19 protein-coding genes, 1 tRNA gene and 1 pseudogene are annotated in these 24,214 nt (G+C 70.9%); 7 read left to right on the top strand and 14 right to left on the bottom strand.

Annotated elements, in window-relative coordinates; genetic code table 11:
- Positions 1-15: 15 nt before the first annotated feature.
- The 7 genes from fusA to rplJ all read right to left on the bottom strand — a co-directional run bounded on the left by fusA (position 16) and on the right by rplJ (position 12,582).
- Entirely contained in the window at positions 16-2,118 is a 2,103-nt protein-coding gene (fusA, locus tag EDJALFJO_RS28075) for an elongation factor G (protein ID WP_088289630.1), read from the bottom strand.
- Between the two features lie 75 nt (positions 2,119-2,193).
- Positions 2,194-2,664: a 30S ribosomal protein S7 gene (rpsG, locus tag EDJALFJO_RS28070; RefSeq protein ID WP_088289629.1), complete on the bottom strand. Its 471-nt coding sequence runs from the start codon at positions 2,662-2,664 to the stop codon at positions 2,194-2,196.
- A 1-nt stretch (position 2,665) separates the two neighbouring features.
- The gene (gene rpsL, locus EDJALFJO_RS28065) at positions 2,666-3,040 is read right to left on the bottom strand and encodes a 30S ribosomal protein S12 (RefSeq protein ID WP_088289628.1); all 375 of its coding nucleotides are present in this window, start codon (positions 3,038-3,040) and stop codon (positions 2,666-2,668) included.
- A 406-nt stretch (positions 3,041-3,446) separates the two neighbouring features.
- Complete coding sequence (locus EDJALFJO_RS28060; protein WP_088289627.1) at positions 3,447-7,325, bottom strand: DNA-directed RNA polymerase subunit beta'; 3,879 nt, start codon at positions 7,323-7,325, stop codon at positions 3,447-3,449.
- Between the two features lie 141 nt (positions 7,326-7,466).
- On the bottom strand, positions 7,467-10,952 hold the full coding sequence (gene rpoB, locus EDJALFJO_RS28055) for a DNA-directed RNA polymerase subunit beta (RefSeq protein WP_088289626.1): 3,486 nt from the start codon (positions 10,950-10,952) through the stop codon (positions 7,467-7,469).
- A gap of 533 nt (positions 10,953-11,485) precedes the next feature.
- On the bottom strand, positions 11,486-11,869 hold the full coding sequence (rplL, locus tag EDJALFJO_RS28050; RefSeq protein WP_088289625.1) for a 50S ribosomal protein L7/L12: 384 nt from the start codon (positions 11,867-11,869) through the stop codon (positions 11,486-11,488).
- Positions 11,870-11,931: 62 nt separating this feature from the next.
- Positions 11,932-12,582: a 50S ribosomal protein L10 gene (rplJ, locus tag EDJALFJO_RS28045; RefSeq protein ID WP_088289624.1), complete on the bottom strand. Its 651-nt coding sequence runs from the start codon at positions 12,580-12,582 to the stop codon at positions 11,932-11,934.
- Positions 12,583-12,891: 309 nt separating this feature from the next.
- On the opposite strand from rplJ, the gene EDJALFJO_RS28040 reads away from it, so the two are divergent.
- Complete coding sequence (locus EDJALFJO_RS28040) at positions 12,892-13,347, top strand: flavodoxin family protein (RefSeq protein WP_088289623.1); 456 nt, start codon at positions 12,892-12,894, stop codon at positions 13,345-13,347.
- Between the two features lie 20 nt (positions 13,348-13,367).
- Here EDJALFJO_RS28040 and EDJALFJO_RS34595 read toward each other — a convergent pair whose 3' ends face one another.
- The 6 genes and pseudogenes from EDJALFJO_RS34595 to EDJALFJO_RS28010 all read right to left on the bottom strand — a co-directional run bounded on the left by EDJALFJO_RS34595 (position 13,368) and on the right by EDJALFJO_RS28010 (position 17,085).
- Entirely contained in the window at positions 13,368-14,195 is an 828-nt protein-coding gene (locus EDJALFJO_RS34595; protein ID WP_088289622.1) for a hypothetical protein, read from the bottom strand.
- A gap of 116 nt (positions 14,196-14,311) precedes the next feature.
- Entirely contained in the window at positions 14,312-15,028 is a 717-nt protein-coding gene (gene rplA / locus EDJALFJO_RS28030) for a 50S ribosomal protein L1 (RefSeq protein WP_088289621.1), read from the bottom strand.
- A 107-nt stretch (positions 15,029-15,135) separates the two neighbouring features.
- Positions 15,136-15,567 (bottom strand): 50S ribosomal protein L11, encoded by a 432-nt coding sequence (gene rplK, locus EDJALFJO_RS28025; RefSeq protein ID WP_088289620.1) that lies wholly within the window; start codon positions 15,565-15,567, stop codon positions 15,136-15,138.
- Positions 15,568-15,670: 103 nt separating this feature from the next.
- Positions 15,671-16,360: pseudogene (gene nusG / locus EDJALFJO_RS28020) on the bottom strand (transcription termination/antitermination protein NusG); the annotation flags it as partial.
- A gap of 320 nt (positions 16,361-16,680) precedes the next feature.
- Positions 16,681-16,908, bottom strand: coding sequence for a preprotein translocase subunit SecE (gene secE, locus EDJALFJO_RS28015; RefSeq protein ID WP_158220594.1), 228 nt, complete (start codon positions 16,906-16,908; stop codon positions 16,681-16,683).
- A gap of 104 nt (positions 16,909-17,012) precedes the next feature.
- Positions 17,013-17,085, bottom strand: a tRNA-Trp gene (locus tag EDJALFJO_RS28010).
- Between the two features lie 161 nt (positions 17,086-17,246).
- Between EDJALFJO_RS28010 and EDJALFJO_RS28005 the strand changes: the two genes are divergently transcribed.
- From EDJALFJO_RS28005 to EDJALFJO_RS27980, 6 genes are all read left to right on the top strand, one after another.
- Entirely contained in the window at positions 17,247-18,542 is a 1,296-nt protein-coding gene (locus tag EDJALFJO_RS28005; protein ID WP_088289618.1) for a pyridoxal phosphate-dependent aminotransferase, read from the top strand.
- Positions 18,543-18,722: 180 nt separating this feature from the next.
- The gene (locus EDJALFJO_RS28000) at positions 18,723-19,193 is read left to right on the top strand and encodes a hypothetical protein (RefSeq protein WP_088289617.1); all 471 of its coding nucleotides are present in this window, start codon (positions 18,723-18,725) and stop codon (positions 19,191-19,193) included.
- Between the two features lie 75 nt (positions 19,194-19,268).
- Positions 19,269-20,195 carry an ABC transporter ATP-binding protein gene (locus EDJALFJO_RS27995; RefSeq protein WP_088289616.1) on the top strand — a complete coding sequence of 309 codons (927 nt, stop codon included), beginning with the start codon at positions 19,269-19,271 and terminating at the stop codon, positions 20,193-20,195.
- Complete coding sequence (locus EDJALFJO_RS27990; RefSeq protein WP_088289615.1) at positions 20,192-21,043, top strand: ABC transporter permease; 852 nt, start codon at positions 20,192-20,194, stop codon at positions 21,041-21,043. The genes EDJALFJO_RS27995 and EDJALFJO_RS27990 overlap by 4 nt, the downstream gene beginning before the upstream one ends.
- 20 nt (positions 21,044-21,063) lie before the next feature.
- A complete protein-coding gene (locus tag EDJALFJO_RS27985; RefSeq protein ID WP_158220593.1) occupies positions 21,064-22,293 on the top strand; it encodes a sensor histidine kinase in 1,230 nt (409 codons plus the stop codon).
- Entirely contained in the window at positions 22,290-22,922 is a 633-nt protein-coding gene (locus EDJALFJO_RS27980; RefSeq protein ID WP_088289613.1) for a response regulator transcription factor, read from the top strand. Before EDJALFJO_RS27985 ends, EDJALFJO_RS27980 begins: the two co-directional genes overlap by 4 nt.
- A 40-nt stretch (positions 22,923-22,962) precedes the next feature.
- Here EDJALFJO_RS27980 and EDJALFJO_RS27975 read toward each other — a convergent pair whose 3' ends face one another.
- Complete coding sequence (locus EDJALFJO_RS27975; RefSeq protein ID WP_088289612.1) at positions 22,963-24,003, bottom strand: adenosine deaminase; 1,041 nt, start codon at positions 24,001-24,003, stop codon at positions 22,963-22,965.
- Between the last annotated feature and the right edge of the window lie 211 nt (positions 24,004-24,214).

Here is a 24,214-nt window from a genome sequence, read left to right as displayed (position 1 = left end):
GCGTGAGCCTGGGGCTCACTCCCCCCGGGACTTCTTGATGATCTCCTCGGCCACGTTGCGCGGGACCTCGGCGTACGAGTCGAACTGCATCGTGTACACGGCACGACCCTGGGTCTTGCTCCGCAGGTCACCCACGTACCCGAACATCTCCGACAGCGGGACCAGGGCCCTGACGACCTTGGCGCCGCTGACGTCCTCCATGGACTGGATGTGACCACGGCGGGAGTTGAGGTCGCCGATGACCTCGCCCATGTACTCCTCGGGCGTACGGACCTCGACGGCCATGATCGGCTCGAGGAGGACGGGGTCGGCGCGCCGCGCCGCCTCCTTGAAGCCCATCGAGCCGGCGATCTTGAACGCGAGCTCGGACGAGTCGACGTCGTGCGAGGCCCCGTCGAGCAGGCTCGCCTTGACGCCGACCATCGGGTAGCCGGCGAGGACGCCGTACTGCATGGCGTCCTGGAAGCCCTGGTCCACGCTCGGGATGTACTCACGCGGGACGCGGCCACCGGTGACCTTGTTCTCGAACTCGTAGAACGTGCCGTCGGCGGTGTCCATCGGCTCGATCTTGAACTGGATCTTGGCGTACTGACCCGACCCACCGGTCTGCTTCTTGTGGGTGTAGTCGTACTTCGGCACCGCGGTGCGGATCGTCTCGCGGTACGCGACCTGCGGCTTGCCGACGTTCGCCTCGACGGCGAACTCGCGACGCATCCGGTCGACGAGGATGTCGAGGTGGAGCTCGCCCATCCCCTTGATGATGGTCTGGCCCGTCTCCTCGTCCTGCTGGACCTGGAAGGTCGGGTCCTCCTCGGCGAGCTTCTGGATCGCGGTGCCGAGCTTCTCCTGGTCACCCTTGGTCTTCGGCTCGATGGCGACGCTGATGACCGGCTCGGGGAACGTCATCGACTCCAGGACCACCGGGTGGGCGATGTCGCACAGCGTGTCGCCGGTTGTGGTGTCCTTGAGGCCGATGAAGGCGTAGATGTGGCCGGCGGTCGCTTCGTCGACCGGGTTCTCCTTGTTGGCGTGCATCTGGAAGAACTTGCCCAGACGCTCCTTCTTGCCCTTGGTCGAGTTGATGACCTGGGCGCCGGTGGTGATCCGGCCGGAGTAGACCCGCACGTACGTGAGCTTGCCGAAGAACTTGTGCGTGGCGATCTTGAACGCCAGCGCCGAGAAGGGCTCGCCCGACTCCGGCTTGCGCAGCACCATGACGTCGGGGTCGTTGACGGCGTGGCCCTCCATCGGGGGCACGTCGAGCGGCGACGGCAGGTAGTCCAGGACGGCGTCGAGCATGGGCTGGACGCCCTTGTTCTTGAACGCCGAGCCGCACAGCACCGGGTAGATCTCGGAGGCGATGACCATCTTGCGGACGGCGCCCTTGATCTCCTCGGGCGTCAGCTCCTCGCCGCCGAGGTACTTCTCGAGGAGGGCCTCGTCGGTCTCGGCCACGCGCTCGATGAGGTGGTGGCGGTACTCCGCCGCCTTCTCGGCCAGGTCGGCCGGGATCTCCTCGATCGTGTAGTCCTCGCCCTTGCCCGTGTCCCCGCGCCACGTGAGCGCACGGTTGTAGACGAGGTCGATGACGCCGACGAAGTCGGACTCGGAGCCGATCGGGATCTGGATCGGCAGCGGCTCCGCGCCGAGACGCTCCTTGATCGTGCGCACGGTGAAGTAGAAGTCCGCGCCGAGCTTGTCCATCTTGTTGACGAAGCAGATCCGGGGGACGTTGTACTTGTCCGCCTGGCGCCAGACCGTCTCGGACTGGGGCTCGACGCCCTCCTTGCCGTCGAACACCGCGACGGCGCCGTCGAGGACGCGCAGCGAGCGCTCGACCTCGACCGTGAAGTCGACGTGGCCCGGGGTGTCGATGATGTTGATCTGGGTGCCCTGCCAGAAGCAGGTCGTCGCGGCGGACGTGATGGTGATGCCGCGCTCCTGCTCCTGCTCCATCCAGTCCATCGTGGCCGCGCCGTCGTGGACCTCACCGATCTTGTAGTTGATCCCCGTGTAGTAGAGGATCCGCTCGGTGGTCGTGGTCTTGCCGGCGTCGATGTGAGCCATGATGCCGATGTTGCGGACCTGGTTCAGGTCGGTCAGCACGTCGAGTGCCACGGAAGTCTGCCTCGCCTCGTGTCGAAGTCGTCAGCCGGTGCGGGGTGCGGCGCGGGGGTGACCCGCGCCGCCGCGTCACCAGCGGTAGTGCGCGAAGGCCTTGTTGGACTCGGCCATCTTGTGCGTGTCCTCGCGACGCTTCACGGCGGCGCCGAGGCCGTTGCTCGCGTCGAGGATCTCGTTCATGAGCCGCTCGGTCATGGTCTTCTCGCGGCGCGCCTTGGAGTAACCGACGAGCCAGCGCAGCGCCAGCGTCGTCGAGCGGCCGGCCTTGACCTCGATCGGCACCTGGTAGGTCGCACCGCCGACGCGGCGGCTCTTGACCTCGATGCTGGGCTTGACGTTGTCGAGCGCGCGCTTGAGCGTGATGACCGGGTCGGTACCGGTCTTCTCGCGGCAGCCCTCGAGTGCGCCGTAGACGATGCGCTCCGCGACGGACTTCTTGCCGTCGAGGAGAACCTTGTTGACGAGCTGGCTCACCAGCGGGGACCCGTAGACCGGGTCGACGATGAGCGGCCGCTTCGGGGCCGGACCCTTGCGGGGCATGTCAGCTCTTCTCCTTCTTCGCGCCGTAACGGCTGCGGGCCTGCTTGCGGTTCTTCACGCCCTGGGTGTCGAGCGAGCCGCGGATGATCTTGTAGCGAACGCCGGGGAGGTCCTTCACACGGCCACCACGGACGAGCACGATCGAGTGCTCCTGGAGGTTGTGGCCGACGCCCGGGATGTACGCCGTGACCTCGATCTGGCTGGTGAGGCGGACACGCGCCACCTTGCGCAGGGCCGAGTTCGGCTTCTTCGGCGTCGTCGTGTAGACGCGGGTGCACACGCCGCGCCGCTGGGGGCTCCCCTTGAGGGCCGGCGTCTTCGTCTTGCCGACCTTGTCCTGGCGGCCCTTGCGGACCAGCTGCTGGATCGTGGGCACCGGTTCTCCGAACTCTCTCTTCGCCTCGAGCCGTGGCTCGTGTGGTCTTCCGTCGTGGGCGGCGGCTGCCGCACCGGGTGTTCCCCGACCCCCGGGGTCGGGCGTGTCGCGTCGTCCGCGCTGCGCTCCGGACCGGATCCGAGAAGGAGTCGGTTGGAACAGGCGCTCTGGCTGCCACGAGTCGCTGGACGTTTCGGCTCAGCGACCGCCCCGGGCAGCCGGGAAGGCCCGGGCAGACCCAGGCACGGATGTCGAGGTTACCCGTCTGCCGCAGCGAGCGTCAAAACGGCCCCCGCCCCGTCGGCGGGTCCCCCGGCGGGTCGCCGACGCCGGCCGGAGGAGGGCTGATATTGCCCTCCCCCACCGGCGCCGGCGACACCGTGGGAACAGTGCCCCGGCGACCGCGTCAGCGGTCGTAGCGTCCGAGGTCGAACTCCTCGAGCGGGACCGCCGCACCGCTGCCGGTGCCGAAGTGGCCGTAGTCGACCTCTTCGTAGCCGGGCATCGTGTACATGGCGGCCTTCGCCTCGTCGGTCGGCTCGACCCGGATGTTCCGGTAGCGGGGAAGCCCCGTGCCGGCCGGGATGAGCTTGCCGATGATGACGTTCTCCTTGAGACCGAGCAGCGGGTCGCTCTTGCCGTTGATCGCGGCGTCGGTGAGGACCCGGGTCGTCTCCTGGAAGGACGCGGCGGACAGCCACGACTCCGTCGCCAGCGACGCCTTCGTGATGCCCATGAGCTCGGGACGACCCGAGGCCGGCGTACCGCCCTCGGACACGACCCGCCGGTTCTCGCCCTCGAAGCGCGAACGCTCCACGAGCTCGCCGGGCAGCAGCTCGGCGTCCCCGGACTCGATGATCGTCACCCGCTTGAGCATCTGGCGGACGATGACCTCGATGTGCTTGTCGTGGATCGACACGCCCTGGCTCCGGTAGACCTCCTGGACGGCGTCCACGAGGTGCACCTGGACGGCGCGCGGCCCGAGGATGCGCAGGACCTGCTTGGGGTCCACGGCGCCCTGGATGAGCTGCTGGCCGACCACGACCGAGCCGCCGTCCTCGACGAGGAGACGGGACCGCCGCGAGATCGGGTAGGCGATCTCCTCCGAGCCGTCGTCCGGCACGACGACGAGCTTGCGCGAGCGCTCCGCGTCGTCGATCCGGACCCGGCCGGCCGCCTCGGAGATCGGGGCGACACCCTTCGGGGTGCGCGCCTCGAAGAGCTCCTGGACACGCGGCAGACCGTGGGTGATGTCACCGCCCTCGGAGGAGACACCACCGGTGTGGAAGGTCCGCATCGTCAGCTGCGTGCCCGGCTCGCCGATCGACTGGGCGGCGATGATGCCGACCGCCTCGCCGATGTCGACGAGGATCCCGGCCGCCAGCGAACGCCCGTAGCACCGGGCGCACGTGCCGACCTTGGACTCGCAGGTGAGGACCGAGCGGACCTTGATCTGCTTCACGCCGCGCTCGACGAGGGCGTTGATGTTCACGTCGCCCAGGTCGGTGTTCGCCGGGAGCAGGACCTCGCCGCCGACGACGACGTCCTCGGCCGACGAGCGCGAGTACACGCTCGTCTCGACGTCGTCGTGACGGCGCAGGCCGCCACCGGCGATCTCGGTCGCGATCGGCATCATGAGACCGCGCTCGGTGCCGCAGTCCTCCTCGCGGATGATGACGTCCTGCGCGACGTCGACGAGACGACGCGTCAGGTAGCCGGAGTCCGCCGTCCGCAGCGCGGTGTCGGCCAGACCCTTTCGCGCACCGTGCGTCGAGATGAAGAACTCGAGCACGGTCAGGCCCTCGCGGAAGTTCGCCTTGATCGGGCGCGGGATGATCTCGCCCTTCGGGTTGGCGACGAGGCCTCGCATACCCGCGATCTGGCGCATCTGCATCCAGTTACCACGGGCACCGGACGCGACCATCTTGTAGATGGAGTTCGTCCGCGGGAGGTTGCCCTCCATCTCCTTGGCGACCTCGTTGGTGGCCTGGGTCCAGATCTCGATGAGCTCCTGCCGACGCTCGTCGTCGGTGATGAGGCCCTTCTCGTACTGCGACTGGACCTTCGCCGCCTTGATCTCGTAGCGGTCGAGGATGTCCTGCTTGCCGGGCGGCGTGACGACGTCCGAGATCGAGACCGTGACACCGGAGCGGGTGGCCCAGTGGAAGCCGGCCTCCTTGAGCGCGTCCAGCGTCGCCGCGACGGCGACCTTCGGGTAGCGCTCGGCGAGGTCGTTGACGATCCGCGAGAGCTCCTTCTTGTCCACGTCGGTGTCGACGAACACGTAGTCCGGCGGCAGCGTCTCGTTGAACAGCGCGCGACCGAGGCTGGTCTCGAGGACGATCGGGTCGCCCGCCTCCCAGGTCTCGGGCGCGACCCACGACGCCGGCGGCACGACACCCGCGATGCGGATCTTGGCCTTGGCGTGCAGGTCGAGCTCGCGGGCGTCGTACGCCATGATCGCCTCGGCGACCGAGCCGAACGAGCGGCCCTCACCGGTCACGCCCTCCCGCTGGGAGGTGAGGTGGTACAGGCCGATGATCATGTCCTGGGTGGGCATGGTCACGGGCCGGCCGTCGGCGGGCTTGAGGATGTTGTTGCTCGAGAGCATGAGGATCCGCGCCTCGGCCTGGGCCTCGGCCGACAGCGGCAGGTGCACCGCCATCTGGTCGCCGTCGAAGTCCGCGTTGAACGCGGTGCAGACGAGCGGGTGGATCTGGATCGCCTTGCCCTCGACGAGCTGCGGCTCGAACGCCTGGATGCCGAGGCGGTGCAGCGTCGGTGCGCGGTTCAGCAGCACCGGGTGCTCCGAGATGACCTCCTCGAGCACGTCCCAGACGACCGGGCGCGCGCGCTCGACCATCCGCTTGGCGCTCTTGATGTTCTGCGCGTGGTTGAGGTCGACGAGCCGCTTCATGACGAACGGCTTGAACAGCTCCAGCGCCATCTGCTTGGGCAGGCCGCACTGGTGCAGCTTGAGCTGCGGGCCGACGACGATGACCGAACGGCCGGAGTAGTCGACGCGCTTGCCGAGCAGGTTCTGGCGGAACCGACCCTGCTTGCCCTTGAGCATGTCGGACAGCGACTTGAGCGGGCGGTTGCCCGGCCCGGTGACCGGCCGGCCGCGGCGGCCGTTGTCGAACAGCGCGTCGACGGCCTCCTGGAGCATCCGCTTCTCGTTGTTCACGATGATCTCGGGGGCACCGAGGTCGAGCAGACGCTTGAGCCGGTTGTTCCGGTTGATGACCCGGCGGTACAGGTCGTTGAGGTCGGACGTCGCGAACCGGCCGCCGTCGAGCTGCACCATCGGGCGCAGGTCCGGCGGGATGACCGGGACGCAGTCGAGGACCATGCCCATCGGCGAGTTGCGGGTCGTGAGGAACGCGGAGACGACCTTGAGCCGCTTCAGGGCACGCGTCTTGCGCTGGCCCTTGCCGGTCGCGATCGTCTCGCGCAGGCTCTCGGCCTCGGCGTCGAGGTCGAAGGACTCCAGCCGCTTCTGGATCGCGGCCGCGCCCATCCCGCCCTCGAAGTACAGGCCGAACCGCTCGCGCATCTCGCGGTAGAGGATCTCGTCGCCCTCGAGGTCCTGGACCTTGAGGTTCTTGAACCGGTCCCAGACCTGCTGCAGCCGGTCGACCTCGGCGTCGGCGCGCTTGCGCAGCTGCGCCATCTCGCGCTCGGCCGACTCCTTGACCTTGCGGCGGACGTCGCCCTTGGCACCCTCGGCCTCGAGCTCGGCCAGGTCGGCCTCGAGCTTCTTGGCGCGGGCGTCGACGTCGGAGTCGCGACGGTTCTCGATCTCCTTCTTCTCGACCTCGATGTTCGCCTCGAGCGACGGCAGGTCGCGGTGACGCGACTCGTCGTCCACCCAGGTGATCATGTACGCCGCGAAGTAGATGACCTTCTCGAGGTCCTTCGGGGCGAGGTCGAGCAGGTAGCCCAGGCGGCTCGGGACACCCTTGAAGTACCAGATGTGGGTGACCGGGGCGGCGAGCTCGATGTGGCCCATCCGCTCACGACGCACCTTGGCGCGCGTGACCTCGACGCCGCAGCGCTCGCAGATGATGCCCTTGAAGCGGACCCGCTTGTACTTGCCGCAGTAGCACTCCCAGTCCCGGGTCGGACCGAAGATCTTCTCGCAGAAGAGCCCGTCCTTCTCCGGCTTGAGCGTGCGGTAGTTGATGGTCTCCGGCTTCTTGACCTCACCGTGCGACCACTGACGGATCTCCTCGGCCGTGGCGAGGCCGATGCGAAGCTCGTCGAAGTTGTTGACGTCCAGCAAGACGCTGCCTGCTTTCTCGTGGTGGTGCTGTGTCTTTGCTCGATGACTACGTAGCTGGCCGGCCGTGTCCGCCGCGAACCGCGGCGCCCGTGCCGGACGGGGTGCCGCCCGCCCCTAGGGGGCGGGCGGTCCCGGACGGGCTCAGACCTCTTCGACGCTGCTCGGCTCGCGCCGGGACAGGTCGATGCCGAGCTCCTCGGCGGCACGGAAGACGTCCTCGTCGGTCTCACGCATGGGGATCGCCAGGCCGTCGCTGGAGAGCACCTCCACGTTGAGGCACAGCGACTGCATCTCCTTGATGAGCACCTTGAAGGACTCGGGGATGCCCGGCTCGGGGATGTTCTCGCCCTTGACGATCGCCTCGTACACCTTGACCCGGCCCAGGACGTCGTCCGACTTGATCGTCAGCAGCTCCTGGAGCGCGTAGGAGGCGCCGTAGGCCTCGAGGGCCCACACCTCCATCTCGCCGAAGCGCTGACCGCCGAACTGCGCCTTACCACCGAGCGGCTGCTGCGTGATCATCGAGTACGGACCCGTCGAGCGGGCGTGGATCTTGTCGTCGACGAGGTGGTGCAGCTTGAGGATGTACATGTAGCCGACCGAGATGGGCATCGGGAACGGCTCACCCGTACGACCGTCGAACAGCTGCGCCTTGCCGGTGCCGTCGATGAGCCGGACGCCGTCCCGCGTCTTCGTCGAGGAGTCGAGGAGACCGATGATCTCCTCCTCCTTGACGCCGTCGAAGACCGGCGACGCGACGCGCTGGCCGGCATCGGCCGAGCGGGCCTCGTCGGACAGCCGGGACGCCCACTTCGGGGTGCCCTCGACGGACCAGCCGCGGGAGGCGACCCAGCCCAGGTGCGTCTCGAGGACCTGGCCGATGTTCATCCGGCTCGGGACACCGAGCGGGTTGAGCACGACGTCGACCGGGGTGCCGTCCGAGAGGAACGGCATGTCCTCGACCGGGAGGATCTTCGAGATGACGCCCTTGTTGCCGTGCCGGCCGGCGAGCTTGTCGCCGTCCGTGATCTTGCGCTTCTGGGCGACGTAGACCCGCACGAGCTGGTTGACGCCGGGCGGGAGCTCGTCGCCCTCCTCGCGGTCGAACACCTTGACGCCGATGACCGTGCCGGACTCGCCGTGCGGCACCTTGAGGGAGGTGTCGCGGACCTCGCGCGCCTTCTCGCCGAAGATCGCGCGGAGCAGGCGCTCCTCGGGCGTCAGCTCGGTCTCGCCCTTGGGCGTGACCTTGCCGACGAGGATGTCGCCGGGGACGACCTCGGCACCGATCCGGATGATGCCGCGCTCGTCGAGGTCGGCGAGGACGTCCTCGGCGACGTTCGGGATGTCGCGGGTGATCTCCTCCGGGCCGAGCTTGGTGTCCCGGGCGTCGACCTCGTGCTCCTCGATGTGGATCGAGGACAGGACGTCGTCCTGCACGAGGCGCTGCGACAGGATGATCGCGTCCTCGTAGTTGTGGCCCTCCCACGACATGAACGCGACGAGCAGGTTCTTGCCGAGCGCCATCTCGCCCATGTCGGTCGAGGGGCCGTCGGCGATGACGCCGCCGACCTCGAGGCGGTCGCCCTCGTCGACGAGCACGCGCTGGTTGTACGCGGTGCCCTGGTTCGACCGGCGGAACTTCGCGATCCGGTACGTCGTGTGCGTGCCGTCGTCGTTCATGACGGTGACGGCGTCGGCCGAGACCTCGGTGACGGCACCGGCCTTGTCCGCGATGACGACGTCGCCGGCGTCGACCGCGGCACGGAACTCCATGCCGGTGCCGACGAGCGGCGTCTCCGCCATGACGAGCGGGACGGCCTGGCGCATCATGTTCGAGCCCATGAGGGCGCGGTTGGCGTCGTCGTGCTCGAGGAACGGGATCATCGCGGTCGCGACGGAGACCATCTGGCGCGCCGAGACGTCCATGTAGTCGACGCCGTCGGCCGGCCACAGCTCCATCTCGCCGCCCTTACGACGGACGAGCACGCGGTCCTCGGCGAAGTGCTGGTTCTCCGCGATCGGCGCGTTGGCCTGGGCGATGACGAACTCGTCCTCCTCGTCCGCGGTGAGGAAGTGGATGTCGTCCGTGACGACACCGTCGTTCACCTTGCGGTACGGGGTCTCGACGAACCCGAACGGGTTGATCCGCGCGTACGTCGACAGCGAGCCGATGAGGCCGATGTTCGGGCCTTCCGGCGTCTCGATCGGGCACATCCGGCCGTAGTGCGACGGGTGCACGTCACGGACCTCGAAGCCCGCCCGCTCGCGCGAGAGACCACCCGGGCCGAGCGCCGACAGGCGGCGCTTGTGGGTGAGCCCGGAGAGCGGGTTCGTCTGGTCCATGAACTGCGAGAGCTGGCTCGTCCCGAAGAACTCCTTGATGGAGGCCACGACGGGGCGGATGTTGATGAGCGTCTGCGGCGTGATCGCCTCGACGTCCTGGGTCGTCATCCGCTCGCGGACGACGCGCTCCATCCGGGACAGGCCGGTACGGACCTGGTTCTGGATGAGCTCGCCGACGGTGCGCAGGCGGCGGTTGCCGAAGTGGTCGATGTCGTCGACCTCGACGCGCGCCTCGAACGGCTCGCCGTTGCGGGTGCCCGGCATCGTCGTGGCGCCGGCGTGCAGCGACACGAGGAAGCGGATCGTCGCGACGACGTCCTCGATCGTCAGGGTGCCCTGCTCGAGACCCTGCTCCAGCCCCAGCTTCTTGTTGATCTTGTAGCGGCCGACCTTCGCGAGGTCGTAGCGCTTGGGGTTGAAGTACAGGTTGTCGAGCAGCGTCTGCGCGGCCTCACGGGTCGGCGGCTCGCCCGGACGCAGCTTGCGGTAGATGTCGAGGAGCGCCTCGTCCTGACCGGCGGTGTGGTCCTTCTCGAGCGTGGCGCGCATCGACTCGACGTCGCCGAACTCCTCGAGGATCTGCGCCTCGGTCCAGCCGAGGGCCTTGAGGAGGACCGTGACCGACTGCTTGCGCTTGCGGTCGATGCGGACACCGACCATGTCGCGCTTGTCGATCTCGAACTCGAGCCAGGCACCCCGCGACGGGATGATCTTGGACGTGTAGACGTCCTTGTCGCTCGTCTTGTCGGCGGTGCGCTCGAAGTACACGCCCGGCGAGCGGACGAGCTGGGAGACGACGACGCGCTCGGTGCCGTTGATGACGAAGGTGCCGCGGTCGGTCATGAGCGGGAAGTCGCCCATGAAGACCGTCTGGCTCTTGATCTCACCGGTGGTGGTGTTCATGAACTCGGCCGTCACGAAGAGCGGGGCCGAGTAGGTCATGTCCCGCTCCTTGCACTCGTCGATCGAGTACTTGGGCGGCTCGAAGCGGTGGTCCCGGAACGACAGGGACATGGATCCCGAGAAGTCCTCGATCGGGGAGATCTCCTCGAAGATCTCCTCCAGACCGGAGGTGGTCGGGACGTCCTGCCGGGAGCCGGCGAGAGCGGCCTCTACGCGGCCCCTCCACTTGTCGTTACCGAGGAGCCAGTCGAAGCTCTCCGTCTGGAGAGCGAGGAGGTTCGGGACCTCCTGCGGTTCCCTGATCTTTGCGAACGAGATACGGCCTGCTGCTGTGCGGGCGATCGAGCCAAGAGCGGACGCGGTGCGCGAGGCGGCCAAGAGGGGTCCTTCCACGGGCCTGCGGGCGTTACGGGCGCACACCGAGTGCCCCGTGGCTGATCCACGGGTAGGCACAGGGCGGGCGCAAAGCGGCAGACTACCGTGCGCGCGAAGAGATGTCCAGCCGCCACGCAGGAGTGACCTCCCGGGACCTCGCGAAACCTCTCGCGGGTCTGACCGGGCACCTCCTGGGCCGCTGGAACCTGTACTGCGAACCCCCGACAGAGCCGCTTCGTACCTTGCGACCTGCCATGTGGGGCCACAACGAGGATGACTGGCCGTAGGCGGTGCGTCAAGAGAACTCGGCCGTCGGTCGCTGCGTGGCGTGTCACGCGGTCACCCGAACGGAGCAACGACGGCACGGGCACGGACCGTGATCGACCTCAGGCACGCGACGGTGCCCGTGTCCAGCACCGACACACCCCCGCGGACGCGGAACGGGCGGCCGGAGGTCCGGCCGCCCGTTCGCGGTGGTGCAGATGGTGCAGATGGTGCGGGTGGTGCAGTGAGCGCGCCCCTCACGGGGCGCGACGTCACTTGACGGAGACGGTGGCGCCGGCGCCCTCGAGGGCAGCCTTGGCCTTCTCCGCTGCGTCCTTGTTGACCTTCTCCAGGACCGGCTTCGGCGCGCCGTCGACGAGGTCCTTGGCCTCCTTGAGACCGAGGGACGTCAGCGTGCGCACCTCCTTGATGACCTGGATCTTCTTGTCGCCGGCAGCCTCGAGGACGACGTCGAACTCGTCCTGCTCCGCGACCTCCTCCGCCGGGGCGGCGGGGCCCGCGACGCCGGCGACGGCGACCGGGGCGGCGGCGGTGACCTCGAAGGTCTCCTCGAACTTCTTCACGAACTCGGAGAGCTCGATGAGGGTCATCTCCTTGAACGCGTCAAGGAGGTCGTCGGTGCTGAGCTTCGCCATGGTGGCGTGTCCTTCCCTTGTGGATCCGCGAGGCGAGGGCGCCCGCGGTGGTGGCGGGCGGTTCAGCCCTCGGTGGTCTCCGCGGCGGCCGGCTCGGCCTCAGCGGGTGCCTCGGTCTCGGCCGCGGCCTCGACCTCGGCGGGGGCGGCCTCGGCGACCGGGGCCGGCGTGCCGGCACCGCCCGCGAGGACGCTCGGGTCGCTCTCCGCCTTGAGGCGGAGCGCGTCGATGGTCCGCGCCGCCTGCGACAGCGGGGCGGCGAACAGGTAGACGGCCTTGCTGAGCGACGCCTTCATGGCGCCCGCCATCTTGGCCAGCAGAACCTCGCGCGACTCGAGGTCGGCGAGCTTCTTCACCTCGTCGGCGGTCAGCGGCTTGCCGTCGAGGACACCGCCCTTGATGACGAGCGCGGGGAACGTCTTGGCGAAGTCGCGCAGACCCTTCGCCGTCTCCACCGGGTCACCGGTGACGAAGGCGATCGCTGTCGGGCCAGCAAGCTGGCCGTCGAACGCGGAGATGCCCACGTTCTTCGCGGCGATCTCGGTCAGCGTGTTCTTCACCACGGAGTACGTGGCGTTGCCACCGATGCTCTTGCGGAGCTGGGTGAGCTGCGCCACGGTCAGCCCGCGGTACTCGGTCAGCACAGCGGCGTTGGACTCACGGAACCGGTCCGTGATCTCAGCAACCGCGGCGGCCTTGTCGGGCCTCGCCATGGCTCTCCTTCCGTGCAGTGGTGCCGGTCTGCGCAGAAGGGCCCGGACATGCGGAACGCCCCGGCGCAGGCGCACGGGGCGTTGTGGAGGCGTGCCGGCCCCACCCTCGCGGGCGTGGCGGTACGTGCTGCACGAGCGTCTCGTTCACCTGCGCGGGCCGCCCGCGTGATGCGGGACCTTCGACCACCCTTGCGGGGTGGCGACCGGCGGTCTTCGGCAGCCTTCAGACTACGGGACGCGCGACCACCCCACCAAATCGCCTCTCCCCCAGCACCTCGGACGGCCGGCGGGGCACCGTAGCCTCGGAGCGTGCCGCGTCTGCTCGTCGTCCACCACACGCCCTCGCCCGCGACGCGTGCCCTCCTCGAGGAGGTGCTCGCCGGGGCTCAGCACCCCGACCTCGGCGGGGCGGTGGACGTCGTCGCCTCCCCCGCGCTGTCGACCGGGGCCGCGGACGTGCTCGCCGCCGACGGTTACCTGCTCGGGACGCCGGCGAACTTCGGCTACATGTCCGGGGCGCTCAAGCACTTCTTCGACACCGTCTACTACCCGTGCCTGGACGCCGTCGCGGGCCGGCCGTACGGGCTGTGGGTGCACGGCAACGACGACGTCACCGGCGCCGTCCGGGCCGTCACGTCGCTCGCCGGAGGGCTCGGGTGGAGGCCTGTCGCGGCCCCGCTCGAGGTCACCGGGCCCGTCGACGCCGACGTCCGGCAGGCCTGCCGGGACCTCGGCGGCACGCTCGCCGCGACCGTGGCCGGCTGAACGGCCGCCGGTCGCCGCCGTCAGGAGAGGCTCGCCGCGTCGACGACGTCGGCCGCCGACGGGGCGTCGATCGTCACCGGCGCACCCCAGTCGGTGTAGCGCAGCGTCGTCTGTGACGTCCCGCTGGTGAGTCTCACCGTCGCGAGCACCTTGCGGACGAGACCCTCGTCGTCCACCCACATCGACGTCGTGCCGGTCGCGCCGTCGAACTGGGTGCCGGCCTGGGCACGCAGCGACTCGGGGATCCCGGCGGTGAGGGCGGCGGCGTCGAGGGCGTAGACGTACTCGGCGACCGGGACGCCGTCGAGCGTCGAGGTGCCGGCCTTCGTCACCGGGATGCCCTGGTAGCTGTCGAGCATCGCCTCGATCGAGGCGTTCGAGGAGATCGACTCCAGCGTCGGCGCGAGGGCCCGCGAGAGCGGGTCGGTCGCCCCGGCCGAGATCTTGATCCACTTCTTCGTCGGCAGGCTCGGCGACTGCACGTAGACCGACGTCCCGAGCAGGACGAGGTTCATCGTCGTGGCACCGGCCACGACGCGCATCGCCATGTCGGTGCTCTCGCCGAAACGGGTCGCGCCGGAGCCCGTGGTCGTCCCGGCGGGGCTCTGCGCGGTCATGGAGACCTTCGCGGTCTTCCTCGCGTCCATCGCCGCGACGACCCGCGCTGCGAGCGCTGCGGCGTCCTCGCCCGCGGCGGTCGCGGGCGAGGACGCCGGAGCCACCGACGACGCGGACGAGGCCGATGACGCCGACGCGGCAGGTGCGGTCGTCGGGGTGCTCGCGTCGCTGCAGCCCGTGAGGAGCACCAGGACGGCGGCCGCGGCGGCAGGAGCGTTGAGGCGGGTCACGGGCGTGGTCCTCCGGGCAGCGGTGACGGGGATGGGGACGGACGGACGGCGCCAGGGCCCGCCGTCCGGGTGGACGACGGGCCCTGGCGGTCCTGCTGCGGGTGAGGGGCGACGCGTCAGGCGTCGACGTCCTCGGCCTCGAGGTTGCGCGTGCGGTTCGGGTCGACCGGGATGCCCGGGCCCATCGTCGTCGCGATCGTGGCCTTGCGGAGGTACCGGCCCTTGGCCGCGGACGGCTTGAGCCGGAGCACCTCGTCGAGCGCGGCGGCGTAGTTCTGCAGGAGCGCCGTCTCGTCGAACGAGGTCTTGCCGATGATGAAGTGCAGGTTCGCGTGCTTGTCGACGCGGAACTCGATCTTGCCGCCCTTGATCTCCTCGACGGCCTTGGCGACGTCCATGGTCACCGTGCCGGTCTTGGGGTTGGGCATGAGGCCGCGGGGGCCGAGCACCTTGCCGAGCCGGCCGACCTTGCCCATGAGGTCCGGGGTGGCGACGACGGCGTCGAAGTCGAGCCACCCACCCTGGATCTTCTCGAGCAGGTCGTCGGAGCCGACGTAGTCGGCGCCGGCGGCCTCGGCCTGCGCTGCACGGTCACCGGTGGCGAAGACCAGGACCCGGGCGGTCTTGCCGGTGCCGTGCGGGAGGTTGACGGTGCCACGGACCATCTGGTCGGCCTTGCGGGGGTCGACGCCGAGACGGAACGCGACCTCGACGGTCGCGTCGTACTTCGTCGTCGAGGTCACCTTCGCGAGCCGGACGGCCTCGAGCGGGGCGTAGAGCTTGTCCGCGTCGATCTTCTCGGCGGCGGACCGGTAGGCCTTGCTGCGCTGCATTGCTGCTCCTCGGTACGTGGAGTCGTGGTCTCGTGGGCCGCGCGGGCCCTGCCACTGCGGATGGTGCTTGAGGTGCGGTGCTTCGGGTGGTGCGTCGGGGGTGGTGCTCAGCCCTCGACGGTGATGCCCATGGAGCGCGCGGTCCCGGCGATGATCTTCGACGCCTGGTCGAGGTCGTTCGCGTTGAGGTCCTCGAGCTTGGTCTGGGCGATCTCGCGGACCTGGGCGGCGGTGAGCTTGCCGACCTTGGTCTTGTGCGGCTCGCCGGAGCCCTTGGGGACGCCCGCGGCCTTCTTGATGAGCTCGGCGGCCGGCGGCGTCTTCGTGATGAAGGTGAAGGAGCGGTCCTCGTAGACCGTGATCTCCACCGGGATGACGCTGCCGCGCGAGCCCTCGGTCTGGGCGTTGTACGCCTTGCAGAACTCCATGATGTTCACGCCGTGCTGACCCAGCGCGGGGCCGATCGGCGGCGCCGGCGTCGCCTGGCCGGCGTTGATCTGCAGCTTGATCAGAGCTGAGACCTTCTTCTTGGGGGGCATGTCCGGGTCCTTCTGTTCGGTGGTCTGCACGGTCGCGTGACCGTGCGGTTCGGCCCGTACGGGCCAGCGGACGGCGTGGCCCGTCGTCCGCGAACTCGTGGGGTCAGAGCTTGGAGACGTCCGAGAACGACAGCTCGACCGGGGTCTCGCGCCCGAAGATCGAGACGAGCACCTTGAGCTTCTGCTGGTCGGCGTTGATCTCGCTGATCGTCGCCGGCAGGGTCTCGAAGGGGCCCTCCATGACCGTGACGGTCTCGCCGACCTCGAAGTCGACGACCTTGATCTCGGCCTTCGCGGGCTTGGCGCCCTCGGCGGCCTGCAGCGACGGCGCGAGCATCGAGAAGACCTCGTCGAGGCTCAGCGGCACGGGCTGGTGGGTGTGGCCGACGAAGCCGGTGACGCCCGGGGTGTGCCGGACGGCGCCCCAGGACTCGTCGGTGAGGTCCATGCGGACGAGCACGTAGCCGGGGATCCGGACCCGACGGACGAGCTTGCGCTGCCCGTTCTTGATCTCGGTGACCTCCTCCATGGGGACCTCGACCTGGAAGATGAAGTCCTCCATGTTGAGGCTGGAGGTCCGGTTCTCGAGGTTGGCCTTGACCCGGTTCTCGTAGCCCGCGTAGGAGTGGATCACGAACCAGTCGCCAGGGGCGCGACGCAGCTGCGTCTTGAACTCGGCGACCGGGTCGACGACGTCGCCGTCCTCGTCCTCGGTCTGCCCGGCGGCCTCGTCCGCGGCGTCCGCCGCGGGCTCGTCGTCCGCCTCGTCGGCGTCGTCGGCCCGGTCGCCGAGNCCGACGACGCCGACGAGGCGGCGTCGTCGTCGGCCTCGTTGTCGGCCTCGTCGTCAGCCGTGTCGTCGGAGGCGGCGGGGGTCGCGTCGACCGCGGCCGGGGCGTCGTCCGCCTCGTCGGCCTGCGCGTCGGCGTCGGACGGCTCCGCGCCGCGCTCGAAGTCCTCCCACGTGGGGGCGGCCTCGCCCGAGACCCCGGTCGTGCTGTCGAGGTCGTCGTCCACGTCGAGGTGGGGGCTCTGCTCGGACACCTGTCGTCCTACTTCCTTCGCCTGTCGGTCGTTGTGCGGATCTGGCTCCGGCTCACGCCGGGCCCGGTGTCAGCTCGACCCGCCGAAGACCCACAGGACGAGCTTGCCGAACCCGTAGTCCAGCACCGAGACGAAGCCCATGACGGCGCAGACGAAGACGAGGACCACCGCGGTGTAGGTGACCAGCTCGTTCCGGGTGGGCCGGACGACCTTCTTCAGCTCTGCGACGACCTGCCTCACGAAGAGGCCGAGACCGCCTCCACGCCGCCGGCTCTTCGTCGCGGGCGTTGTCGTCACGAGATCCACCTGATGATCGGCTGTCGGTTCGGGCCCGTCGCGCCTGGTCCGGCGACCGGCGAGGGTCTCCGCACCGCTGAGCCACGGGTCGTTCTGGTCGTTCGCAGGGCAGGAGGGACTCGAACCCCCAACCGCCGGTTTTGGAGACCGGAGCGCTGCCAGTTGCGCCACTGCCCTAGGAGATCGTGAGCCGCCCCGACGGGCCTGCCGGGCAGGCGCCATCATGGCGGTTCGCAACCACCGGTAAGCGACTATACGCAACCCGGCGGCCCCGGGTCGAACCGACCGCGTGGCGCGGGTGGTAAGGAGGCGCCGACCCGCCGCGGCGCGGCGGCGTAATGCGTGGCGAGCCGTCCCGCCCGCGGTGGAAGGATGGGCCCGTGACCGAACAGACCATCCCGCAGGCCCCTCCCGTCGCCGACGACGCCGACGCCCCCGCCCGGGTGTCCCGCCGGATCGGCTCGATCGCCGAGTCGGCGACGCTCGCCGTCGACGCCAAGGCCAAGGCGCTCAAGGCCGCCGGCCGGCCGGTGATCGGCTTCGGCGCCGGCGAGCCCGACTTCCCCACCCCCGGCTACGTCGTCGAGGCCGCCGTCGCCGCGTGCGCGCAGCCCGCCAACCACCGGTACACCCCCGCGGCCGGCCTGCCCGAGCTGCGGGCCGCCGTGGCCGCCAAGACCGCGCGCGACTCCGGCCTGTCGGTGACGCCGGAGCAGGTGCTCATCACCAACGGCGGCAAGCAGGCCGTCTACCAGGCGTTCGCGACGCTGCTCGACCCGGGCGACGAGGTGATCCTCCCCGCGCCGTACTGGACGACCTACCCCGAGGCGATCCGGCTCGCGGGCGGCGTCCCCGTCGAGGTCTTCGCCGGCGAGGACCAGGACTACCTCGTCACCGTCGAGCAGCTCGAGGCGGCCCGCACGCCGCGGACGAAGGCGCTGCTGTTCTGCTCGCCGTCCAACCCGACCGGCTCGGTGTACCCGGTCGAGGCGGTCCGGGCGATCGGGCAGTGGGCCGTCGAGCACGGCGTCTGGGTCATCACGGACGAGATCTACGAGCACCTCGTCTACGACGGGGTGCGCGCGGCGTCCATCGCCGTCGAGGTCCCCGAGCTCGCCGACACCTGCGTCGTCCTCAACGGGGTCGCCAAGACGTACGCGATGACCGGCTGGCGGGTGGGCTGGCTGATCGGCCCGAAGGACGTCGTCAAGGCGGCGACGAACCTGCAGTCGCACCTGTCGTCGAACGTCGCGAACGTCTCCCAGCGGGCCGCCCTGGCCGCCGTCTCGGGCGACCTGTCGGCCGTCGACGACATGAAGGTGGCCTTCGACCGCCGCCGCCGGACGATGGTCCGCATGCTCAACGAGATCGACGGCGTCGTCTGCCCGACGCCGCAGGGCGCCTTCTACGTGTACCCGAGCGTCAAGGGCGTCCTCGGCCGGACGATCCGCGGCCGGACGCCGCAGACCTCCGCCGAGCTCGCGACGCTCATCCTCGAGGAGGCCGAGGTCGCGGTCGTCCCCGGCGAGGCGTTCGGGCCGAGCGGCTACGTGCGCCTGTCCTACGCGCTCGGCGACGAGGACCTCGCCGAGGGGGTCGGCCGGATCCAGCGGCTCCTCGCCGAGGCGCGCTGACGCGCGACCGCAGGCACGACTGCAGGCACGACCGAGGACACCCCGGGCGGCCCGCCGGACGGCGGTACTAGCCCGAAGGTGCATCTGGCCGCTGCAGCCGCGGGCTGGCAGAACTGAGGGTGGCCGGGTGCGTCACGCACCCGGCCGCCAGGCCCGGCTCCCGGTGGAGGTCCCTCACCCATGTCCCGCCCGCTCAACGCCCTCGGCTCGGTCGCGTTCGTCGTCGTGGCGGCCGCGGTCGCCACGGGTGCCGTCTGGTCGGCGGCGCAGCCGCCGCCGCCGGAGCGGGTCGTCCGCGGGGACCGCAGCCTGCACCTGTCCGACACGTCGCAGTCGGAGCCCGCGGACGACGACACGCCCTCGGCCCGGGCCACCCCGAGCACGTCCCGGGACGACGGGGACGACGCCGCCGACGACAAGGGCGGTCACGGGAGCGACGACACGGGCGACGGCGGCACCGAGGCCGGCGACGACAAGGGCGGGCTGCGCAAGAGCGGCTCCGGCGGCTCCGACGACACCCAGGCCGACGACAAGGGCGGCACCCGCTCCGGTTCGGGCAAGGGCAGCGACGACAGCGGCGGCTCGGGCAAGGGTGGCTCGAGCAAGGGCGGCTCCGGCAAGGGCAGCGGCGGGCACGGCAGCGACGACTGACGTCCACCGGTCGGTGGACGCCGGGACAGACGTTCGGTCGTCGCGCGGCCGGCGGCGGGCGACGAGGCTGGACGCATGGCAACGACACCGGCGACCACCCCGGCCACGCACCCCGGCCCGGCGAGGGACTCCCACGCCGTCCGGGTGCGCGGCCTGCGCAAGAGCTACGGCGACAAGCAGGCCGTCGACGGCATCGACCTCGACATCGAGCGGGGCGAGGTCTTCGCGCTCCTCGGCCCGAACGGCGCGGGCAAGACGACGACCGTCGAGATCCTCGAGGGCTACCGGCACCGGGACGGCGGCGAGGTCGACGTCCTCGGCGCGGACCCGGCGTCCGCGGGGCGCTCGTGGCGGTCCCGGATCGGGATCGTCCTGCAGACCTCGAACGAGAACGCCGAGCTGACCGTCGAGGAGATGGTCCGGCACTTCGCGCTCTACTACCCCGGCTCCCGCGACCCCGACGAGGTCATCGCCGCGGTCGGCCTCGAGGAGAAGCGCAGGGCCCGGATGCGGGCGCTGTCCGGCGGCCAGCGCCGCCGCCTCGACGTCGCCCTCGGCATCGTCGGGAACCCCGAGCTGCTCTTCCTCGACGAGCCGACGACGGGCTTCGACCCGCAGGCGCGCCGCGACTTCTGGGACCTCGTGCGCTCCCTGCGCAGCGACGGCACGACGATCCTGCTGACGACCCACTACCTCGACGAGGCCGAGCAGCTCGCGGACCGGGTCGCCGTCATCGCCTCCGGGCGGATCGTCGCCCTCGACACCCCCGAGCGGCTCGGCGGCCGGATGGCGCACCGGGCCCGGGTGCGCTGGGAGGAGGACGGCGCCGTCCGGGAGGAGTCGACCGACGCCCCGACCCGGTTCGTCGTCGACCTCGCCGGACGCTTCGACGGGGAGGTGCCGGGCCTGCAGGTCGTCAGGCCGAGCCTCGAGGACGTCTACCTGTCCCTGATCGGCGACGTCGAGGACGCCGCGGCCGAGCTCGCGAGGAGCACCCGATGACCAGCCCCACGACCAGCACCACGAGCGGCACCGCCCGCCCCCGCCCGCAGCGCACGCCGTCCGTGGTCGGCCTCGGCGTCGCCCGGACCCGGATCGAGCTGCGCGAGTTCTTCCGCGAGCGCGACAGCATGGTCTTCACCTTCGCGTTCCCGGTGATCATGCTCTTCATCTTCGGGGCCGTCTTCTCCGGCGACATCGGCGGCGGGGTCTCGTTCACGCAGTACTTCACCGCCGGGATGATCGCCTCCGGCATCGCGCTGTCGAGCTTCCAGTCGCTCGCCATCGGGATCGCCGTGGAGCGCGACGACGGTGCCCTCAAGCGGCTGCGCGGGACGCCGATGCCGCCGGCGGCGTACTTCCTCGGCAAGATCGGGCTCGTCCTCGTGACGAGCGTCGTCCAGACCGCGGTGCTGCTCGCCGTCGGCAAGCTCTTCTACGGGCTCGACCTGCCGACGTCCGGCGGGCTGTGGCTGCGCTTCGCCTGGATCTTCGTGCTCGGGACGGCGGCCGGGACCGTCGTCGGGATCGCCTACTCGAGCGTCCCGCGGTCCTCCCGCAGCGCCGGCGCGGTCGTCAGCCCCGTCGTCATCGTGCTCCAGTTCATCTCCGGGGTCTTCTTCGTCTACAGCCAGCTGCCGGGGTGGATGCAGAACATCGCGGCGGTCTTCCCGCTCAAGTGGCTCGCCCAGGGGATGCGGTCGGTGTTCCTGCCGGCCGACTTCGCGACGCAGGAGACCGGCGGCACGTGGGCGCTCGGGCAGACCGCGCTCGTCCTCGCCGCGTGGACGGTCGTCGGCCTGCTCCTCGCGCTGCGGACGTTCCGCTGGCAGCGCCGGGACGCCGGCTGAGCCGGGTGAGAATGGACGCCATGAGCGTGGACGTCGTCCCCGAGGACCCGGCACCCGGCCCTGCGGGGACCGCCCACGTCTGGGAGCGGTTCCTCGTCGGCTGGCACGTCGCGTTCTGGCTGTTCGTCGTCCTGGCCGCCGTCTGGCTGCTCGCGACGACGCACCTGACGACCGGGCAGCGGGTCGAGGGGCTCGTGCTCGTCGCCGTCCTCGGGGCGTCGTACGCGCTGCTCGTGCTGCGCGGCGACTGCCGGGACGACTGGCGCAGCCCGGCCTACCTGACCATCGCGGTGACCGTCGTGGGCTTCGCCTGCGCGCTCGACGTGACGATGTCGATGCTGCTCTTCGTCGTCTTCTCGCACGTGTGGATGTTCAGCCGGAGCACGACGTGGGGCGCCTTCTGGGCCACCGCGCTCACCCTGAGCGCCGGTGCCGGGTTCATGTCGAACATCGGCTGGACGCAGGAGGTGCTCCGGGAGGTCGCGCCGCAGCTGCTCGTGGCCCTCGGGTTCAGCGTGCTGCTCGGGTTCTGGGTGGCCCGGATCATCGACCAGTCCAAGGGCCGCGCCGACCTCATCACCGAGCTGCAGACGGCCCGGGCCGACCTCGCCGCGGCGGAGAACGCCCGGGGGGCGCTCGCGGAGCGGGAGCGGGTCGCCCGGGAGATCCACGACACGCTCGCCCAGGGCTTCACGAGCATCGTCATGCTCGCCCAGGGCGCGGCCGCCCGGCTGCCGCACGACCCGGACGCCGCCGCCGACCGGCTCGGGACGATCGAGGAGGTCGCGCGGGACAACCTCGCCGAGGCCAGGGCCCTCGTCGCGGCGCTGTCGCCGGTGGACCTCGACGGCCGGACCTTCGCCGACGCCGTCCGCCGGCTCGGCGAGCGGTTCGCCCGCGAGACCGGGCTCGCCGTCCGGGTCGAGGCGCCGGAGGCCGTGGCGCATCTGACGCGGGACGGCGAGGTCGTGCTGCTGCGCGCCGTCCAGGAGGCGCTGACGAACGTCCGCCGGCACTCCGGGGCGAGCAGCGTCGTCCTGCGCCTCGTGCCCGAGGACGGCGACGTGCGGCTCGAGGTGACGGACGACGGCCAGGGCTTCACGCCGGGGTCCGCCGAGGGCTACGGGCTCACCGGGATGCGGGGCCGCGTCGGCGAGGTCGGCGGGGAGGTCGACGTCGCGAGCGCGCCCGGCGGCGGCACGCACCTCGTCGTCCGGGTGCCGCTCGTCGCGGCGGGCGGCGCCGCATGATCCGGGTGCTCGTCGTCGACGACCACCCGGTCGTGCGCTCGGGCCTCGTCGGGCTGCTCGACGTCGAGACCGACCTCGAGGTCGTCGGCGAGGCCGGGGACGGCGCCGAGGCGGTCGCGCGGGTGGCCGCGCTGGCGCCCGACGTCGTCCTCATGGACCTGCGGATGCCGACGATGGACGGTGCCGCGGCGACCGGCGCGATCCTCGCCGCGCACCCCGAGGTCCGGGTGCTCGTGCTCACGACGTACGACACGGACGCCGACATCGTCCGTGCGGTCGAGGCGGGGGCGACCGGCTACCTGCTCAAGGACACCCCGCGGGTGCAGCTCGTCGAGGCGGTCCGGTCGGCGGCGCGCGGCGAGACCGTGCTCGCCCCGGCGGTCGCGGCCCGGCTCGTGTCCCGGATGCGCACCCCGGCGGCGGACCCGCTGACCCCGCGCGAGGTCGAGGTGCTCGCGGCGGTCGCCCAGGGGCTCTCGAACGCCGAGATCGGGCGGGCACTGTTCATCGGCGAGGCCACCGTGAAGACGCACCTGCTGCGGGCGTTCGCCAAGCTCGGGGTCGACGACCGGACCCGGGCCGTCACGGTCGCCATGGAGCGCGGGATCCTGCCGAGCCCCGGCGGCTGACGGCTGCTCGCCCGGCCGCGCCCGCTCCCCGGCGGGCTGGTCAGGCCGGGGCGGCGAGCCAGTCGTCGACGGCCGCGAGGAGGCGCTTGCGGACGTCGGTCGGCGCCCGGGACGCCTCGATCGAGCTGCGCGCGAGGTGCGCCAGCCCGGCGTCGTCGAAGCCGTGGACGTCGCGGGCGGCCTCGTACTGCGCCGCGAGCCGCGGGCCGAACAGCAGCGGGTCGTCGGCGCCGAGAGCGAGGACGGCGCCGGCGTCGACGAGCGGGCGCAGCGGGACCTCGGCGAGCGTCGGGTAGACCCCGAGCGCGACGTTGCTCGCGGGGCACACCTCGAGGGCGATCCCGGCGTCGACGATCCGGGCCAGCACGGCCGGGTCCTCCCCGCTGCGCACGCCGTGGCCCAGGCGCGCGGGGCGCAGGTAGCGCAGGGTGGTGTCGACGTGGTCGGGGCCGAGCAGCTCGCCGCTGTGCGGCAGGCTCGCGAGCCCGGCCCGGGCGGCGATCCCGAAGGCGGCGGCGAACTCCTCGGTCGCGCCGCGCCGCTCGTCGTTGCTCAGCCCGAAGCCGACGACGTCCCCGGGCCCGTCACCCGCGTACCGGGCGGCGAGCCGGGCCAGGGTGCGGGCGTCGAGCGGGTGCCGGATCCGGCTCGCGGCGACGACGACGCCGACGCTGCAGCCCGTCGTCCGGCTCGCCTCCCGGGCCGCGTCGAGGACGATCTCGAGCGCGTTGGTCAGCCCGCCGACGTGCGGTGCGTACGACGTCGGGTCGACCTGCATCTCGAGCCAGCCGGAACCCTCGGCGGCGTCGTCCTGCGCGGCCTCGAGGACGATCCGGCGCATGTCGTCGGCGTCCCGGACGCAGTTGCGCGCCGCGTCGTAGAGCCGCTGGAACCGGAACCAGCCGCGCTCGTCCGGGGTGAGTCGGAGCAGGTGCTGCTCGCGCAGGCTCTCCGGCAGCCGGATGCCGTGCTTGGCGGCGAGGTCCCTGAGCGTGGACGGCCGCATCGAGCCGGTGAAGTGCAGATGGAGGTGGGCCTTGGGCAGCGACTCGATCGTGCGTGCGGTTCCCGTGCCCTCCATGAACGCAGTCTGCCAGCGTCCGGCGACGCTCCGCTCACGAACCCCGCCGTCCGGGCGAACGACATCTGCCGTTGACCCCGCGGATGATCCGGCGTCGTCGACCGGTTCCCGGGTGCGGGCCCGGGATCCGGTCGACTACCGCGGATCACGCGTCAGGACGTGGACGCCGTGCGCTCGGCGGGGGTGCGCTGGGCGGGGGTGCGCTTGGCGG

It is taken from the genome of Kineosporia sp. A_224 (genome assembly GCF_002198655.1).
Classification (GTDB): domain Bacteria; phylum Actinomycetota; class Actinomycetes; order Actinomycetales; family Kineosporiaceae; genus R-H-3.
Note: the sequence above shows the minus strand (reverse complement) of the source record. Positions and strands in the feature narration are given on the sequence as shown.